We start from the raw sequence: 16,954 nt of genomic DNA on the forward strand, positions 1-16,954 counted from the left end.
ATTCTCCCGGCGTCATGAGCGAACACCGTTATGCTCGTGACAGTACCTCCCGAAGCCGTCAGGAGTCAAATGATTTTCACCGATGACACGGTCGCCGCGCTCGAGTTCATGGCCGCACTCGCCGACACCGTCGCCGAAGCCTCCGAATCGGGCGACGACGAACTCGTCACGCGCGGGCAGCTGACCGACTTCATCGACCGCTGGAACTACTCGGGCCGACGCGACGGCGACGCCGCCGAGCTCGCCGAGGTGCGCGAGGCCCGGGCGCGCATGCGCGCCGTCTGGTCACTTCCCCGCGATGAGCTCGCGGGCGCCGTGAACGACATCCTCGAAGTGGCGAACGCACTCCCCCGCCTCGTCCGGCACGACACCGCCGACTGGCACATCCACGCCACCTCGCTCGATGCGCCGCTCGCCGAACGCATGCTCGTCGAGGCGGCGATGGCGCTCGTCGACGTCGTGCGCGCCGACGAGACGCGGCGCCTGCACGTCTGCGACGCCGACGACTGCGAGGGCGTCTACGTCGATCTCTCGAAGAACGCCTCGCGCCGCTACTGCAGCACCCGCTGCGGCAACCGCATGGCGGCTCGCGCGCACCGGGCGCGGGCGAGCTGAGCCGCACCCGCCGGTGCGCTCGGGCCCCCGCCCCGCGGCATCCGGACATGACGAAGGCCCCCACCGAGTCGGTGGGGGCCTTCGCAAGAAGTTCGCGGTGTCTTCGAGAGCCGCGCGAGACTACTCCGCTTAGCGGCGCAGCCCGAGACGCTCGATGAGCGAGCGGTAGCGCGCGATGTCGACATCGGCGAGGTAGCCGAGGAGACGACGACGCTGACCGACGAGGAGCAGCAGGCCACGACGCGAGTGGTGGTCGTGCTTGTGCGCCTTCAGGTGCTCGGTGAGGTCCTTGATTCGCTTCGTGAGGAGCGCGATCTGAACCTCGGGGGATCCAGTGTCACCGGGGTGCGTCGCGTACTCTTCGATGATCGCCTTCTTGACGTCTGCTTCGAGTGCCATAGATGGGATCCCCTTTCTTCTTGTTGCGCGCTGCCCGGGGCAGAATGCCTGGGCTCTCTTGATGCGCGGCCGATTCACGGCAACCTGAATACTCTACCAGACCAACCGGAGGGCGTTCGGCCTCAGCCGAACTCCCCCTCGAGCACCGCGAGCGCGCCGTCGACCGCCGCGGCCGGCGTTCCGGTGCCGCTGCGCGCCCACCAGCGCATCGCGCTGAAGCCGGTGGTGACGTAGAGGTCGGCGAGGAGGTGCGCCTCGAGCGAGCCGGGTTCGCCGAGGAAGGGCTCGAGCAGTTCGTGCACGGCGCCGAACTTCGCGAGACCGTGCGCGAGCACCGCGGGGTATTCGTCGATGATGCGCAGACGCCGGCGGGTGACCTCGAGGAGCTCGGGCGGGAACTCGGCGATCGCGACGTAGGCGCGGTGCAGTTCGGCGATGCGCGGCGCCGAATCGTCTCGGATCCCCGAGTCCGCGCCCGCCGCGAGCGACGCCTCGAACCGGGCGATGGCCTCGTCGAATCCGCCCCAGACGAGGTCTGGCTTCGACGGGTAGTAGCGGAACAGCGTGCGCCGGCTCACCCCGGCGGCCTCGGCGATGTCAGCCATGGTCACGAGGTCGAAGCCGCGTTCGTCGAAGAGTGCGAGGGCGATCGCGGCGAGTTGCTCGGGGTCGACTTCGACCGGTCGTCCGCGCGGCGCGCTCGGCCGACGGGTCGGCTCCGAGGCATCCATGTTCACCCCTCCATTCTCTCGCGAGCGCGCTCGCGAGAACTCTCGGCAGATTTTATGGCACTCAGTGTTATAACTGAATCATCCAACCCTGAGGAGCAGCAATGAACACCTCCATCACCCCCGGACGCTTCGACGGCAAGACCGCGATCGTGACGGGCGCCGGCTCGGGCATCGGCCTCGCGACCGCCGTGCGCCTCGCCTCCGAAGGCGCCCGCGTCATCGCCGCGGACGTCTCGGCTGAACGCCTCGACGCGCTCGTCGCCGCCCACCCCGAGCTCGACCTCGTCGCCGTCGCCGGCGACATCACCGTCGAGGAGAACGTGCAGGCGCTCGTCGCCGCCGCGGGCGACCGGATCGACGTGCTCGCGAACGTCGCCGGCATCATGGACGGCTTCCTGCCCGCCGCCGAGGTCGACGACGCCACCTGGGAGCGTGTCCTGAACGTCAACGTCACCGCCGTCATGCGCCTCACCCGCGCGGCGCTGCCGAAGATGCTCGAGCAGGGCTCGGGCTCGATCGTCAACGTGACGAGCGAGGCGGGCCTGCGCGGCGCCTCGGCGGGCGCGGCGTACACGACCTCGAAGCACGCCGTCGTCGGCTTCACGAAGAACACCTCGGTGATGTACGCGGGCTCCGGCATCCGCGTGAACGCCGTCGCCCCCGGCGGCGTGAAGACGAACATCGAGGCCCCGTTCAAGTCGCAGCACGCAGGCCAGGTGCTCGGCCCGCTGCTCGGCGCGTTCGGGCTCACGCCCGCCGAGCCCGAGCAGCTCGCGGCCGCGATCACGTGGCTCCTCTCCGACGACTCGGCGAACGTGTCGGGCGTCGTGCTCGCCTCCGACGGCGGGTGGTCGGCGATCTGATCGTCGTGATCATCGCGAAGGTCATCGATCGATGACCGGATGCCCCGTGCGTGTTCCCCGCGCACGGGGCATCCGTTGTTTCATCGCCCGGCGCCCGCAAGACTGGAGCCATGCCCTTCGTCATCAAACGCGTGTACGAGCCCGCCGAGGCGGGCGACGGATTCCGGGTGCTCGTCGACCGGCTGTGGCCGCGCGGCGTGAGCCGGGAGCGCGCCGAGCTCGACCTCTGGGACAAGGAGGTCGCCCCCTCCCCCGAGCTCCGCACCGAATGGCACCATGCCGCCGACCGTGCGGCTGCCTTCGACGGGTTCGCCGCCCGCTACCGCGCCGAGCTCGACGAGAGTCCTGCGGCCGAGGCGCTCCTCGCGCTCGGCAGGGAGCACGACCGGGTGACGCTCCTCTACGGCGCCCGCGACGAGCACAGCAACCACGCCGCCGTGCTGCTCGCCTGGCTCGGCGAGCACGGGGCATCCGTCGCCGCCACCGCCCCGCCGGTCGAGTAGCGAAGCGTCCCGAGACCCTACGGCGCGAGCAGGAAGATCGCCGGCCACCCCGTGTGGGCGTACACGATGACGGCGAACACCACCGCGTCGAAGAGCATGTGCACCGTGAACACGTAGCCGAGCGACTTCGTGAGCTTGAACGTGTATCCCTGGATGAGCGCGAACGGGATCGTGAGCAACGGACCCCACGACTGGTAGCCGAGCTCCCAGAGGAACGAGACGAACACGATCGACTGCAGCAGGTTCGCCTGCCACGACGGGAAGTGGCGGCGCAGCAGCACGAACACGGTGCAGATGAAGAACAGTTCGTCCCACGTTCCGACCGCGGCGACCCCGACGAAGAGCCGGGCGATCGTGTCGGGCTCGGTGACGGTGGGCCAGTTCTGGTAGACGCCCGAGCTGATGAAGTAGTACGGCAGGATGAGCCAGCCCGCGAGGGTCACGAAGATCAGGTAGAGCCACTGCGTCCTGGTCCACCGCTTGCGGGTTCGCCACGGGAAGCGGATCGTCCGCTCGCGGTACACGAATCGCGAGATGAGGAACGGCACGAGCACCGCGAGCCCGAGCACGACCGTGAAGCGCAGCATGCCGGCGTCGCTGAGGTCGGCCTTGAGCGGCGCCGTCGAGATGATGAGCTGCCCGATCGCGATGAGCGCGAGGTCGGCGAGCAGTCGCTCGGTGCGTCCGGAGCGGTCGCACAGCCAGGCGATGACGAGCCCGGCGGCGAGCATCGCGTAGCCCGCGATCGGCACCATGAAGCCGAAGAAGAGCACCGCGGCGCCGCAGACGAGCAGCGCCGGGAGCAGGGCGATCGGATGCCTCCGCAGCGCGGCTCCGTCGTCCGTCGCGACCCCGTCGTCCATGGGCTACTCGTCGTCGCCGAGTTCGCCGCGCTCGGCCGCGCGCACCCAGCGATCGAGGAACACGGCGCCCGCCTCGTCGTGGATGAGCTCGCCCGCGGTGAGCACCGGGTACGCCGTCACGGGGATGCCCTCGGCCGGGCGCACGTCGACGTGCCGCACCCGCTCGCCGCGCTCGTGCAGCCAGTCGGCCATGCGGTAGTCGCCGCGCGAGTCGCCCATCGTGCGCCAGTGCATCGGCCGGATGCCACGGGCCTCGAGCAGCTCGACGGCGCGCGCCGCCCCCAGGTCTTTGCCGAGCCTGACCGATTCGACGTCGGTCGAGATGATGGTCGGGTCGATGCGCCACTGCACGAGCCCCGCGGCATCCGGCCGCTCGTCGCCCTCGCGCACCGTGCCGAAGCCGCGCGCACCGAGCGCGTCGTGCGCGTGCGCGTCGAAGCGCGGCTGCGCCGCGAGGTACGCGTCGGATGCCACGTGCACGTGCTGCTCGACGGAGACCATGGCCCGCTTCGTGTCGTCGAAGAACGCGAACTCGTCGAAGTGCGCCTCGACGTAGGCGCGCATGTCGGCCGCGAAGTCGGCGGGCATGGCGAGCTCGAGGTCGACGAAGACCTCGCCGAGCCCCTCGGTCGTGACCTCGGCCCAGACGGCGCCCTTCTCGCAGATCGCCCAGACGGGTGCGCCCGGCGCAAGCCCCGCGGCGACGAGCGGCGGCACGACCTCGGCGGCGATGAACGCGTCTGAGCGACCGGTGTTGAAGACGACGGGGTTGCCGGCGTTCGCGAGCGCGACGAGGTCGCGGGCGATCGACGGGATCGCGATCGATCGGGTGATCGGGCTCGCGATGGGGCCGTCGACGTCGAGCAGGAGGGCGAGGAAGGGCGCGGCGGTCACGCGAACAGCCTAATCGGGCAGACCGGCACGGCACGCTCGGCCCGACGCGCGGGCGGGGTCTCGACGATGTCGTCGGCAGGTGCCACCATCGAGGCATGTCGCAGATCGTCCCGCCCTACCTGCTCGATCGCATCGCCGACGCCGGCGCCGATCGCTTCCCCCTCGCCGCCGCCGCGGCCCGGCGCTCGCTGCTGCACGACGCCCCGCGGCGGGCGCTCCGCGGTGCACCGCCCGTGGTGCCCGCGCCGTTCGACGACGACCTCCCGACAGTGCTGCCCGACGCGCCGTCGACGCCCGACCGCCGCATCTCCGACGCCGGCGGCCGCGAGACCCTGCCCGGGCGCCTCGTGCGCCGTGAGGGCGAACCGGCGACGGGCGACGAGTCGGTCGACGAGGCCTACGACGGCCTGGGCGACACGCACCGCCTCTTCGATCGCGTCTTCGGCCGCGACTCGATCGACGGCGCCGGCATGCCGCTCGAAGCGACCGTGCACTTCGGCAGGCGCTACGACAACGCTTTCTGGGACGGCGAGCGCATGGTCTTCGGCGACGGCGACGGCGAGGTCTTCCGCGGGTTCACCGGGTCGCTGAGCGTCATCGGGCACGAGCTCGCGCACGGCGTCACCGAGCACACCGCAGGTCTCCGCTACCAGGGGCAGTCGGGTGCGCTGAACGAGCACGTCTCCGACGCGTTCGGCGCACTCGTCGAGCAGTACGCGTTGGGGCAGGACGCCGGGGCCGCGACCTGGCTCATCGGCGAGGGCATCTTCACCGACGAGGTCGAGGGGCGGGCGCTCCGCTCGATGATCGAGCCCGGCACCGCCTACGACGACGACGTGCTCGGCCGCGACCCGCAGCCCGGGCACATGCGCGACTACATCGACACGACCGACGACAACGGCGGCGTGCACCTCAACTCGGGCATCCCGAACCGGGCGTTCGCACTCGCCGCACGCGAGCTCGACGGATTCGCCTGGGAGGGCGTGGGCCGCATCTGGTACGACACGCTCACCTCGGGGCGGCTCAGCCGCGACGCCACCTTCGCCGAGTTCGCGGCCGACACCGTGCAGAGCGCCGAGGCGCGGTTCGGGGCCGGCTCCCGCGAAGCGCGGGCCGTCGTGAACGGCTGGCGCGAGGTCGGCGTGCTCGGCGAAGAGACCGGCGGGCAGGCGGGCGGCGCCGCAGCGGAGTAGCATCTGCCGCGATGGAAGTCATCGTGCAGCGCAGCGGCGGTCTCGCCGGCTTGCGCCTCATCTGGGAGGTGCGGGTCGACGAGCAACCCGACCCCGACGAGTGGTACCTCCTCATCGAAGAGATCCCGTGGGGCGAACTGCCGCCCGCGCCGCCCGAGCCCGACCGCTTCGTCTACCGCATCGAGTGCCCGCCGAACGAGGCGACCCTCGCCGAGCGTCAGCTCACCGGCCCGTGGCGTCAGCTCGTCGAGCGGGTGCAGGAGACGACCGATCCGCATCGGAGCCCGCCTCGACCGACCGGGCCGCCCGCAGCTTCACCACGACGCCCCACGCGATGAGGCCCTGCGCCGCGAGATAGGTCGACATGACCGCGAAGTCGTGCGCGGCGAACTCGTAGCCAGGCAGGAACTTGCCGAGCGCGAGCACCGAGTCGGAGGCGATGAAGAACGCGCCGCCGAGCGCGACCAGTCCGCCGTGCATCGAGGCGCCCGTCGCCATCAGCGCGATCGCGACGCCGTAGAGCACGATGGGTGCTGCGAGCACGCCGGCGTGCGGCAGCAGCAGGCCGAGCACGACGATCATCCAGGCCCAGTAGACGTACGACCAGGCCGGCGGCCGGCGGCGGGCACGGGGCATCCGGAGGAACAGCACGAGGTAGACGACGTGCGCGACGAGGAAGGAGACCAGCCCGGCCGCGAACCAGCCGTCGCCCGGGAAGGTGAGCAGCACGTCCCCGCCCCAGGAGAAGGCGATGCCGCCGAGGAGCAGGGCGAGGAGCCGGCCCGGAACCGCGGCGGGCTGCGAGCGCGCGGGCCTCACCGCGAGCAGCACCGCGAGTGCGAGGAGCGGCATGAGCATCGCCTTCGTCGCGGTGACGCTCCACGCGGGGCCGAGGTACTGCAGCACGAGGTGGAGCAGCGAGACGAGGAGGTACGGGGCGAAGGCGGGCAGCACCCCCGAATCGTAGCCCAGCGCGTGCGCCCGGCGCCGGGTACGAGGCGCCGCCGGGCACGAGCGGCCGGGTACGAGCGGCCGGGTACGACGAAGGCCGGCGGGCGCACGCCCACCGGCCTTCTCGGTGAATCGGGGTCGGGTCAGCTGACGCCGAGCAGGTCGATCACGAAGATCAGGGTCTTGCCCGAGAGCTGGTGTCCGCCGCCCGCGGGGCCGTAGGCCTTGTGCGGGGGCACGGTGAGCTTGCGGCGGCCGCCGACCTTCATGCCGGGGATGCCCTCCTGCCAACCGGAGATGAGCGCCGCGAGCGGGAAGTTGATCGACTGGCCGCGACCCCACGAGGAGTCGAACTCCTCGCCGCTGTCGTACTCGACACCGAGGTAGTGCACGTCGACCGTGGAGCCGGCGGTCGCCTCGGCGCCGTCGCCCACGACGATGTCCTCGATGATGAGGTCGGCGGGAGCGGGGCCCTCGGGGGCGTCGATCTCGGGCTTGCTGTTCGTATCGGTCATGCCTCCAGTTGAGCAGAACCGACGCCGTCGTCGCAATCGCGGACGGATGTCCACGGTGGTCTTGCGCTACAGGCGAACACGTTGCACGCTGGAGATCTAAGAGATCCGTCGCCCCGTAGAGATGTCGGCAGTGCCACACCACAGGGCGGCGGATTTCTTCCTGTCCGCCGCGTGAACGCGGCAGGTCAGCCGAGCAGCGCGTGGCGCTCGGCGACGATCGACGCGAGCAGCGCCTGCTCGTCGGCGGCGGCGAGCGCGCCGCCCTGCCCGGTCGCGATGCGCTGGCGGATGAAGGCCAGGTGCGTGGCATCCGCGATCAATCGCTTCATGAGCGCCGTGCGCGGGGGTGCCTGCATGCGCGCCCACGCCTTCGCCTGGCGGCGACCCGCGGGCGTCGCGAGCAGTTCGACCTCGGCGTGGCTGAACCAGCCGGCCCCCGCGTACTCGGCGAGCCGTCGGCGGGTGACCCGCACCTCTTCACGGCGCAGATAGAGGGTGAGCAGGATCGCGGCGACGAAGATCGGCACCTGCACGGTGACGTAGAGCCCGATCGCGTCCTCGCCGAAGCCGAGCGAGCCGTTCCACAGCGCGTGCAGCGCGATCGCGCCCGCGAGGCCGAGGAAGAACCAGCCGATCACTCCCCCGCCGCCGCCGCGACGGGCGCCGAGCCCGATCGCGAGACCGGTGCACGCCGTGAACAGCACGTGCGCGAACGGCGAGAAGATGCCGCGGATCACGAACGTCGCCCCGAGGCTCTCGGCGCCGCCCTCGATGAGCGAGGAGCCGAAGTAGATGATGTTCTCGGTGAACGCGAAGCCCGCGGCGACGACCGCCGCGTACACGAGCCCGTCGAGGGGGCCGTCGAACTGCCAGCGCGCGAAGGTGTAGATGAGCAGGACGCCGAGGCCCTTCGCGGTCTCTTCGACGATGGGCGCCTGCACGACGGTGCGCACGAACTCGTCGGTCGCGCCGCCGGGCTGCGAGTAGGCCACTGCGAGCTCGACCCCGAGGTCGACGATGAGCGCGATCGCAACCGACACCGCGGCGCCCCAGAGGAACGCGAACCAGAGCGCGCCGCGCGGCTCGGGCTCCCACCGGTCGACCCAGCGCACCGCGAGGAGCACCCCCGCGAGCGGCACGAACGCGAGGATCGAGCCGATCACGAGCACCGAGGCGCCGAGCGCGAGCGCGAGGTACGCGACGACGAGGAGGCCCACCAGACCGCCGATGACGATGCCGACGATCGCGAACACGCTGCCGCCGCTGCGGGCGCGCACGGGGGCGGCCCAGGCGGGTGCGGCGGCGACGGGCTGCGGGGCGACCGGGTACGGGGAGGGCCCAGGGGCGAGGTGGCTCACGCGTGCAGCCTAGCGAGCGGCCGCGTCGGATGCCTCGAACATCACGCCGGGGTTGAGGATCCCGGTGGGGTCGAAGACCGCCTTGATGCCGCGCTGCAGCTCGAACACGTCGTCGCCGAGCTCCTCGGCGAGCCAGCGGCGCTTGAGCACGCCCACGCCGTGCTCGCCCGTGAGGGTGCCGCCGAGGGCGACCGCCGCGCGGAACATCTCGTCGGCGGCCTGCCAGATGTACGCCGGCACCTCGTCGCCCGTGAACACGAAGTTCGGGTGCAGGTTGCCGTCGCCGGCGTGCGCGATCGTCGGGATCTCGACGCCGTGCCGCGCGGCGATCTCGTCGATGGCGTGGAACATCTCGGGCAGCTTCGAGCGCGGCACCGCGACATCCTCGATGAGCACCTGGCCGCTCGCGGCGAGCGCCGGGTGCATCGCCCGACGCAGGTCGAGCAGCCGCTCGCCGGTCGCCTCGTCGGTCGAGAGCGTGACGCGGCCGCCCGCCGCGGCGAAGAGCTCGGCGATGCTCGCCGCCTCGCCCGCGGCGCCGGCGTCGTCGGTCTGCGCGAGGAGGAAGGTCTCGCCGGGCTGCGCCTGCTCGAGCGGGGTGCCGGCGAGCGCCTCCTCGCCGAGGTAGGCGGTGATGCGGGCGACCACGCCGGCGTCCATGAGCTCGAGGATGGCGGGTCGGATGCGCGCGGCGGTGACCGCGGCGCACGCGGCCGCAGCGGCGGTCACGTCGGCGAAGGATGCCGCGACGGTGACGGGCGCGCCCGCGGTGATCGGGCGCACCCGCACCGTCGCCTCGACGATGATGCCGAGCGTGCCCTCCGAGCCCGTGAACAGCGCGGTGAGGTCGTAGCCGGTGACGCCCTTGACGGTGCGGTGGCCGAGGCGCAGCAGGCGCCCGTCGGCGAGCACGACGGCGACGCCGAGCACCGCCTCGCGGGTGACGCCGTACTTCGCGCAGAGGAGCCCCCCGGCGTTCGTCGCGATGTTGCCGCCGACCGAGGCGATCGCCCGGCTCGCCGGGTCGGGCGCGAACCAGAGGCCGAGCGGGGCGAGCGCGTCGTTGAGGTCGCCGTTGATGACGCCCGGCTCGACGACCGCGAGCTCGTCGGCGTCGGAGATCTCGAGGATGCGGTTCATGCGCGAGAGGTCGAGCACGATCGAACCCGGGCTCGCGATCGCGCCGCCCGCGAGGCCCGTGCCGGCGCCGCGCGGCACGACCGGGGTGCCGCTCGCGTGGGCGATGCGCATGACGGCCTGCACCTCCTCGACCGAGGCGGCGTGCACGACCGTGAGCGGCGGGGTTGCGCTGCGCCAGCCCGAGCGGTCTTCCCGGGTCGCCTCGAGGGTCTCGGCATCGAGCGAGACGGAGGCCCCGAGGGCGGCGTGCAGTTGGGCGACGACATCGTGCGACATCCCTCCACCCTAGCCACGCGGGCCGCGTCCGATTTCCGCTAGTCGATGTCGGCGGCGCGTGCGAGGCTGAGGGCATGCCCACCGCGACGCTCCGAACCGATCCGCTCGACGACCCCGTGTTCGCCGAGCGCTACCGGGCCATGCGCGCCCGCGACGCCCGCTTCGACGGGCAGTTCATCACGGGCGTGCACTCGACCGGCATCTACTGCCGCCCGAGCTGCCCCGCGGTGTCGCCGAAGCCGTCGAACGTGAGCTTCTACCTCACGGCGGCCGCCGCGCACGAGGCGGGGCTCCGCGCCTGCAAGCGCTGCCTGCCCGACGCGGTGCCCGGCTCCCCCCAATGGGACCTCCGCGACGACCTCGCCGCCCGCGCCATGCGGCTCATCGCCGACGGCGTCGTCGAGCGCGAGGGCGTGCCAGGGCTCGCGGCGCACCTCGGCTACACGCCGCGCCACCTCACCCGCGTGCTCACCGCCGAGCTCGGGGCGGGCCCCCTCGCCCTCGCCCGTGCGCACCGGGCGCAGACGGCGCGCGCCCTGCTCACCTCCACGGCGATGCCCGCGGCCGACGTCGCCTTCGCCTCGGGGTTCGGCAGCATCCGCCAGTTCAACGAGACGATCCGCGAGGTGTACGAGCGCAGCCCGCTCGAACTCCGGGCGGCGGCTCGACACCGCGAGCGACGCGATCAGGCGGGCGCGGGAGACGGCGCGGCCGCCGGTGCGGGCGACGGGCTCGTGCGGCTGCGGCTGCCCGCCCGAGCCCCGTTCGATGCGGCCGGGGTGTTCGACTGGCTCGCCACCCGCGCGATCGACGGGGTCGAACAGGCCGCGCCCACCCGCTACGCCCGCACGCTGCGACTGCCGTCGGGCCCCGCCGTCGTCGCGTTCTCGCCCGCGGGCGATGCGCGCTCCCCCGCGATCGACGTCGAGGCGCGCCTCGCGAGCCTCGCCGACCTCCCCCCGCTCGTCGCGCGCGTGCGACGCCTCTTCGACCTCGACGCCGACGCCGTCGCGATCGACGAGCTGCTCGGCGCCGACCCGGCGCTCGCCGCCTCGGTCGCGGCGACCCCCGGCATCCGCGTGCCCGGCGCGCTCGACCCGCACGAACTCGTGTTCAGGGCGCTCATCGGGCAGCAGATCTCGGTGAAGGCGGCGCGCACCGCGCTCATGCGGCTCGCGGCCGAGCTCGGCGAACCGCTCGCGGGCGCAGGCGTCGGCGCGAGCCAGGGCCCGACCGCGGGCCACGGCGCCGCAGCCGGCGGTCTCCTCCGCCTGTTCCCGACCGCCGCCGCGATCGCCGAACGCGGCGACGAGGCGCTCCGCGGCCCGGCCGCGCGCATCCGCACGATCGTCGACGTCGCGGGCCGGCTCGCGGCGGGCGAACTCGTCGTCTCGGCCGACCGCGACCGCGACGAGCTGCACGGCGAACTCCTCGCGGTTCCGGGCATCGGCCCGTGGACGGCCGGGTACGTCGCCATGCGGGTCACGCGTGCCCCCGACGTGCTGCTCACCGGCGACCTCGCGCTGCGCATCGGCGCCGAACGGTCGGGGCTGCCGGGCGCCGCCCGCGCCCTCGACGAGCTCGGCACCCGTTGGGCACCGTGGCGCAGCTACGCCTCGATGCACCTCTGGCGCGCCGCCGCCGCAAAGATCTGATGTCTCGGCCGGCGCGCGATACGATTCCGGAATGGCCGTCACCGACGAAGCGATCCTGCGCATCAAAGAGATGATCCTCTCGGGCGAGCTGGCGCCGGGCGACCGGCTCCCGCCCGAGAAGGAGCTGAGCGAGCGGCTGGGCCTCTCGCGCTCCTCGCTGCGCGAGGCGGTCAAAGCGCTCGAAGTCATCCGAGTGCTCGACGTGCGGCGCGGCGACGGCACGTACGTCACGAGCCTCGAGCCGCGCCTGCTGCTCGAGGCCATGTCATTCGTCGTCGACCTGCACGACGACCAGTCGGTGCTCGAGATCTTCGCCGTCCGCCGCATCCTCGAGCCCGCCGCAGCATCGCTCGCGGCGCGCCATGCAGGCGAGGCCGAGCTCGAGCGCCTCCGCGAGTCGGTCGCGGGCGTCGACCATGCCGCCGACGTCGAGAGCCTCGTCGACCACGACCTCGAGTTCCACCGCGGCATCGCGGACGCCACCGGCAACGGGTACCTCGCGAGCCTCATCGACTCGCTCTCGAGCGACACGGTGCGTGCCCGCATCTGGCGCGGCATCACGCAGGAGAGCGCGGTCGAGCGCACACTCCAAGAGCATCACGCCATCCTCGACGCGATCGCGGCCGGCGACGCCGAGCTCGCGTCGGCGCTCACCGTCGTGCACGTCAGCGGCGTCGAGCAATGGCTGCGTTCCGCGCTCTGAACCGCTGACCGCAGAACCGCCGACCGCACCCGCCCGCGGCACCGTCGGCGGGTACGGCGAAGGGGCGCCGGCCGAAGCCGACGCCCCCGAGACCTCCGATCGTCACTCGTAGAGGACGGCCTGGATCTCCTCGTCGTCGATGTTCGTCGCGTCGTACCAGTAGAAGCCGGTGTCGATCGTCTTCGGCAGCTTCTTGCCGTCGATCGCCTCGACCGCGGCCTTGACCGTCTCGTAACCGATGCCGATCGGGTTCTGGGTGATCGCGCCCGTCATGAGCCCGTCGCGGATCGCGTCCATCTGGGCCTTGCCCGAGTCGAAGCCGACGACGGCGAGCGTCGAGGCGTCCATGCCGAGCTCCTTGACGGCCTGGACGACGCCGATCGCCGAGCCCTCGTTCGAGCCGTAGATGCCCTTGAGGTCGGGGTGCGCCGCGAGGATCGCCTTGGCGAGGTCGGCCGACTTCGCCTGGTCGCCGCCGCCGTACTGGATGTCGACGATCTCGATGTTCGGCTCGTTCTCCTCCATGTAGTCGACGAAGCCGTCACGACGCTGCTGGCCGGTCACCGAGGTCTGGTCGTGCACGACGAGGGCGACCTTGCCCTCGTGGCCCACGGCGTCGGCCATGTGCTTCGCGGCCTCGGCGGCGGCGGCGAGGTTGTCGGTCGCCGCGGTCGTCAGCGGGATGTCGCTGTCGACGCCCGAGTCGAACGCGATCACCGGGATGTTCGCGTCCTTCGCCTGCTGCAGCAGCGGGCCCGCGGCCTGGCTGTCGAGCGCGGCGAAGCCGATCGCCGCCGGGCTCTTGTCGAGCGCGGTCTGCAGCATCTGGATCTGCTGGTCGACGTCGGCCTCGGTGTCGGGGCCCTCGAAGGTGATCTCGACGTCGAACTCCTCGGCCGCCTGCTCGGCGCCCGTCTTCACGGCCTGCCAGAACTGGTGCTGGAACCCCTTCGAGACGAGGGCGACGTACGGCTTGTCGCCGCCCGAGTCGCCGCCCGCGCCCTGGTCTCCGCCGTCGCTGGCGCAGCCGGCGAGGATGAGGGCCGCGGCGACGGCGCCGACGACGGCGCCCATCGTGCGCTTCTTGAACATGCTCACTCCTTGGTGTTGGTGGTGCGGTGGTGCTGGTTGGGGACGGGGTGGTGCTGGGTCGATGTGGTGCTGGGCGGGGCGCAGCGGTGGCATGGATGCCGCGCCGGAACGCCGGTCAGCCGCGACGGCGCCGGAGCATGTCGAGGTAGACGGCGACCAGGATGACGACGCCGACCGCGACGGACTGCCACTCCTGCGGCACCGAGATGATGCGCAGCCCGTTCGTCAGCACGGCCATGATGAGGGCGCCGATCACGGTGCCGACGATCGAGCCCTTGCCGCCCTGGAGGGAGGTGCCGCCGATCACGACCGCGGCGATCGCCTCGAGCTCGAGGCCCATGCCGCCCGTCGGCTGGGCCGAGGAGAGCCGCGAGGCGCTCAGCACGCCCGCGAGGCCGACGAAGAGCCCGGCCAGGGTGTAGATCGTGATCTTCCAGCGACGCACGTTCACGCCGGAGAGCGCCGTGGCCGCCTCGTTCGAGCCGATCGAGAAGGTGTAGCGGCCGAGGATCGTCTTCGAGAGGAGCACCGCGGCGACGATGATCATGACGATGAAGATGGCCACGCCGAGCGGGAACCGCATGCCCGGGATGATCGAGAGGTTCATGATCGACTGGAAGTCGGGCGTCTCGGTGAAGTAGATCGGCTTCGTGCCCGAGATCACGAGCGAGAGGCCGGCGGCGATCAGCATCATGCCGAGGGTCGCGATGAACGGCGGGATGCCGAGCACCGAGACGTTGACGCCGTTGATGAGGCCGATGAGCGCGCCGAAGAGGATCGTCGCGGTCACGCCGAGCCAGAGCGGCCATCCGAGGTAGGTGAGGAAGACGCCCGCCATGACCCCGCAGAGCACCATGCCCGTGCCGATCGAGAGGTCGATGCCCCCCGTGATGATGACGAACGTGGTGCCGAGCGCGAGGATGCCGGTCACGGTCGCCGCCGTCAGGATGGAGACGAGGTTGTTCGCGGTGAAGAAATGCGGGCTCGCGAACGAGAACACCGCCACGATGACGATGAGGCTCGCGAAGGCGAGCAGCTGCTGCAGCGAGCCGCGCAGCCAGGCGAGGCGAGGCGTGCCTGCTTCGATCGCCGCGTAGGCGCTCGTCGACGGCGTCGTCGCGGCGTCGGAGCTGCCGGATGCCGGCTTCGTCGTTGTCGGGCTCATCGTGCGATCGTTCCTTCGCTTGAGAATCGGGTTGCGTAGTCCATGAGGTTCTCCTGGGTGGCCTCGGCGTTGTCGAGCACGGCGGTGAGTCGCCCCTCGGCCATGACGGCGATGCGATCGGAGAGTCGCAGCACCTCGGGCAGTTCGGACGAGATCATGACGATCGCCTTGCCCTCGTCGGCGAGCCGGCGGAGGAGCGCGTAGATCTCCTCCTTCGCTCCGACGTCGATGCCGCGGGTCGGCTCGTCGAAGATGAGGACGTCGCAGTCCTTCACGAGCCACTTCGCGATGACGACCTTCTGCTGGTTGCCGCCGGAGAGGTTGCGCACGAGCTGCGCGGTCGAGGGCGTCTTGATGCGGAGCTTCTCGACGTACTCGCGGCCCGTCGCCTCGATGCGCCCGTCGCGGACGAACCCGGATCGGGACGCGTAGTCGCGCAGCGAGGAGAGCACGATGTTCTCGCGCACGCTGCGTTCGAGCAGCACGCCGAGCTGCTTGCGGTCCTCCGAGAGGTAGCCGATGCCGAGCCCGGCCGCCTCGGCGGGGCTCGAGATCGAGACGGCGCGCCCGCGCACGCGGACCTCGCCCGCCTCCCGGCGGTCGGCGCCGACGATCGCCCGGGCGACCTCGGTGCGACCGGCGCCCATCAGGCCGGCGAAGCCGAGGATCTCGCCGGCGTGGACGTCGAAGCTCACGTCGCGCAGCAGGTGCCTGGTCGAGAGGCCGCGCACCGAGAGCACCGGTTCGCCCTCGGGCGTGCGGGGCGCGGGGCGCTGCTCGCCCGAGATCTCGCGCCCGACCATGAGCGAGATGATCTCGCTCGGTGCGGTCTCGGCCGTCACCCGGGTGCCGACGTAGCGGCCGTCGCGCAGCACGCTGATGCGGTCGGAGATGCGGGCGAGCTCCTCCATGCGGTGCGAGATGTAGATGACGCCGGTGTCGGGGGTGCGGAACCGCTCGATCAGCTCGAACAGCACGTCGACCTCGGCGTCGTTCAGCGCGGCGGTCGGCTCGTCCATGATGAGCACCTTGGCGTCGAAGGACAGCGCCTTCGCGATCTCGACCATCTGCTGGCGGGCGACCGTCAGCCGCTCGACCCGCTCGGCCGGGTCGAGCGCGAGACCGAGGCGGTCGAAGAGCTCCTGCGCCCGACGGTTGAGCGCCCGGTCGTCGAGGAAGAGGCCGGCCTGGCGGTGTTCGCGGCCGATGAAGATGTTCTGCGCGACCGTGAGGTCGGGCATCAGGTTGAACTCCTGGTGGATGATCGAGATGCCGAGCTCCTGCGCGTGACGCGGGCCCTCGATCGACAGTTCGCGACCGTTGAGGCGGAAGGTGCCCGAGTCGGGTGTGTAGATGCCGGCGAGCAGCTTCATGAGCGTCGACTTGCCGGCGCCGTTCTCGCCGACGAGCGCGAGTACCTCGCCGTGACGCAGCTCGAGCTGCACGTCGGCGAGCGCCTGCACGCCCGGGAACCCCTTGCTGACGCCCTCGACCTGCAAGAGCGCCGTGGCGGCGGCGGTCATCGGGCGGCCTCGCGCGGTTCGTACTCGTTCACGACGCCCTTGCGGAGGATCACGTTGCCGTAGGGACGCAGCTCTCCGCTGCGCACGACCAGCCGTGCGAGGCCTGCGCGGTCGTAGAAGACGAAGCGCTCGAGCTCCTCGATGCGATCGGCCGGCACCGCCGACGCCGCGACCAGCTCGTGCTGGACCGGAAGCCGCTCGCCGCCCTCGGCGGTCATGAGCAGCACCGAGGCGCCCTCGTGGCGGTCGGCGGGCACGACAGTGCGGATGGCCTCGACGACGCTCGCGGCGTCGAGGCCCGGAAGCTCGACCACGGCCTGGCCGAGCCGGTGCGCCGGGAAGTTCGCATCGGCGACGACGAGCTCGTCGCCGTGCCCGAGCCGATCGAGCGCGGCGAGCAGCTCGCCGTGGAGAATCGGGTGGATGCCGGTGAGCACGTGGTGCCTCTCTTCCTTGAGATGTGAATGAGTGTACTACTCATCCGATGTTTCAGCCCTTGTCAGGCGCGATGGTGA

At 71.6% G+C, this 16,954-nt stretch carries 19 protein-coding genes; 7 read left to right on the plus strand and 12 right to left on the minus strand.

Annotated features, from left to right (window positions below):
• Positions 1-69: 69 nt before the first annotated feature.
• Complete coding sequence (locus ACFVTX_RS12680; protein WP_386900604.1) at positions 70-615, plus strand: CGNR zinc finger domain-containing protein; 546 nt, start codon at positions 70-72, stop codon at positions 613-615.
• A gap of 129 nt (positions 616-744) precedes the next feature.
• Here ACFVTX_RS12680 and rpsO read toward each other — a convergent pair whose 3' ends face one another.
• Both rpsO and ACFVTX_RS12690 read right to left on the minus strand, forming a co-directional pair.
• On the minus strand, positions 745-1,014 hold the full coding sequence (gene rpsO / locus ACFVTX_RS12685) for a 30S ribosomal protein S15 (protein ID WP_022890935.1): 270 nt from the start codon (positions 1,012-1,014) through the stop codon (positions 745-747).
• Positions 1,015-1,136: 122 nt separating this feature from the next.
• The gene (locus ACFVTX_RS12690; RefSeq protein WP_386900606.1) at positions 1,137-1,745 is read right to left on the minus strand and encodes a TetR family transcriptional regulator; all 609 of its coding nucleotides are present in this window, start codon (positions 1,743-1,745) and stop codon (positions 1,137-1,139) included.
• A 101-nt stretch (positions 1,746-1,846) separates the two neighbouring features.
• Here ACFVTX_RS12690 and ACFVTX_RS12695 point away from each other — a divergent pair, with 101 nt between their 5' ends.
• Together ACFVTX_RS12695 and ACFVTX_RS12700 are read left to right on the plus strand one after the other, a co-directional pair.
• Positions 1,847-2,608 carry an SDR family NAD(P)-dependent oxidoreductase gene (locus ACFVTX_RS12695; protein WP_386900608.1) on the plus strand — a complete coding sequence of 254 codons (762 nt, stop codon included), beginning with the start codon at positions 1,847-1,849 and terminating at the stop codon, positions 2,606-2,608.
• Between the two features lie 110 nt (positions 2,609-2,718).
• Positions 2,719-3,111, plus strand: a complete 393-nt coding sequence (locus ACFVTX_RS12700) for a DUF488 domain-containing protein (protein WP_386900610.1) — start codon at positions 2,719-2,721, stop codon at positions 3,109-3,111.
• Positions 3,112-3,128: 17 nt separating this feature from the next.
• On the opposite strand, the gene ACFVTX_RS12705 is transcribed toward ACFVTX_RS12700, so the two are convergent.
• Together ACFVTX_RS12705 and ACFVTX_RS12710 are read right to left on the minus strand one after the other, a co-directional pair.
• Positions 3,129-3,974 (minus strand): CPBP family intramembrane glutamic endopeptidase, encoded by an 846-nt coding sequence (locus ACFVTX_RS12705; protein WP_386900612.1) that lies wholly within the window; start codon positions 3,972-3,974, stop codon positions 3,129-3,131.
• Positions 3,975-3,977: 3 nt separating this feature from the next.
• On the minus strand, positions 3,978-4,868 hold the full coding sequence (locus ACFVTX_RS12710) for a hypothetical protein (RefSeq protein ID WP_386900614.1): 891 nt from the start codon (positions 4,866-4,868) through the stop codon (positions 3,978-3,980).
• A gap of 95 nt (positions 4,869-4,963) precedes the next feature.
• On the opposite strand from ACFVTX_RS12710, the gene ACFVTX_RS12715 reads away from it, so the two are divergent.
• Complete coding sequence (locus tag ACFVTX_RS12715) at positions 4,964-6,061, plus strand: M4 family metallopeptidase (protein WP_386900616.1); 1,098 nt, start codon at positions 4,964-4,966, stop codon at positions 6,059-6,061.
• Between the two features lie 11 nt (positions 6,062-6,072).
• Positions 6,073-6,399 (plus strand): protealysin inhibitor emfourin, encoded by a 327-nt coding sequence (locus tag ACFVTX_RS12720; protein ID WP_386900618.1) that lies wholly within the window; start codon positions 6,073-6,075, stop codon positions 6,397-6,399.
• On the opposite strand, the gene ACFVTX_RS12725 is transcribed toward ACFVTX_RS12720, so the two are convergent.
• The 4 genes from ACFVTX_RS12725 to ACFVTX_RS12740 form a co-directional block, all read right to left on the minus strand.
• Complete coding sequence (locus ACFVTX_RS12725) at positions 6,284-7,015, minus strand: lysoplasmalogenase (RefSeq protein WP_386900620.1); 732 nt, start codon at positions 7,013-7,015, stop codon at positions 6,284-6,286. The two genes, ACFVTX_RS12720 and ACFVTX_RS12725, sit on opposite strands and share 116 nt — an antisense overlap.
• 140 nt (positions 7,016-7,155) lie before the next feature.
• Positions 7,156-7,527, minus strand: coding sequence for an FKBP-type peptidyl-prolyl cis-trans isomerase (locus ACFVTX_RS12730; RefSeq protein ID WP_157422654.1), 372 nt, complete (start codon positions 7,525-7,527; stop codon positions 7,156-7,158).
• A gap of 185 nt (positions 7,528-7,712) precedes the next feature.
• On the minus strand, positions 7,713-8,885 hold the full coding sequence (locus tag ACFVTX_RS12735; RefSeq protein ID WP_386900622.1) for a PrsW family intramembrane metalloprotease: 1,173 nt from the start codon (positions 8,883-8,885) through the stop codon (positions 7,713-7,715).
• Positions 8,886-8,894: 9 nt separating this feature from the next.
• Entirely contained in the window at positions 8,895-10,301 is a 1,407-nt protein-coding gene (locus tag ACFVTX_RS12740; protein ID WP_386900624.1) for an FAD-binding oxidoreductase, read from the minus strand.
• 74 nt (positions 10,302-10,375) lie between these two features.
• Between ACFVTX_RS12740 and ACFVTX_RS12745 the strand changes: the two genes are divergently transcribed.
• Positions 10,376-11,956 carry a DNA-3-methyladenine glycosylase 2 family protein gene (locus tag ACFVTX_RS12745; protein ID WP_386900626.1) on the plus strand — a complete coding sequence of 527 codons (1,581 nt, stop codon included), beginning with the start codon at positions 10,376-10,378 and terminating at the stop codon, positions 11,954-11,956.
• 31 nt (positions 11,957-11,987) lie between these two features.
• Positions 11,988-12,659 (plus strand): FadR/GntR family transcriptional regulator, encoded by a 672-nt coding sequence (locus ACFVTX_RS12750; protein ID WP_386900628.1) that lies wholly within the window; start codon positions 11,988-11,990, stop codon positions 12,657-12,659.
• A gap of 102 nt (positions 12,660-12,761) precedes the next feature.
• On the opposite strand, the gene ACFVTX_RS12755 is transcribed toward ACFVTX_RS12750, so the two are convergent.
• From ACFVTX_RS12755 to ACFVTX_RS12770, 4 genes are all read right to left on the minus strand, one after another.
• Complete coding sequence (locus ACFVTX_RS12755) at positions 12,762-13,751, minus strand: ABC transporter substrate-binding protein (protein ID WP_386900629.1); 990 nt, start codon at positions 13,749-13,751, stop codon at positions 12,762-12,764.
• A gap of 115 nt (positions 13,752-13,866) precedes the next feature.
• The gene (locus ACFVTX_RS12760) at positions 13,867-14,916 is read right to left on the minus strand and encodes an ABC transporter permease (RefSeq protein WP_386900631.1); all 1,050 of its coding nucleotides are present in this window, start codon (positions 14,914-14,916) and stop codon (positions 13,867-13,869) included.
• A complete protein-coding gene (locus ACFVTX_RS12765; protein ID WP_386900633.1) occupies positions 14,913-16,439 on the minus strand; it encodes a sugar ABC transporter ATP-binding protein in 1,527 nt (508 codons plus the stop codon). Before ACFVTX_RS12765 ends, ACFVTX_RS12760 begins: the two co-directional genes overlap by 4 nt.
• Positions 16,436-16,876 (minus strand): RbsD/FucU family protein, encoded by a 441-nt coding sequence (locus ACFVTX_RS12770; protein ID WP_386900635.1) that lies wholly within the window; start codon positions 16,874-16,876, stop codon positions 16,436-16,438. Before ACFVTX_RS12770 ends, ACFVTX_RS12765 begins: the two co-directional genes overlap by 4 nt.
• Between the last annotated feature and the right edge of the window lie 78 nt (positions 16,877-16,954).

Origin of the sequence: Agromyces sp. NPDC058136 (assembly GCF_042884375.1) — a bacterium.
Lineage (GTDB): Bacteria > Actinomycetota > Actinomycetes > Actinomycetales > Microbacteriaceae > Agromyces.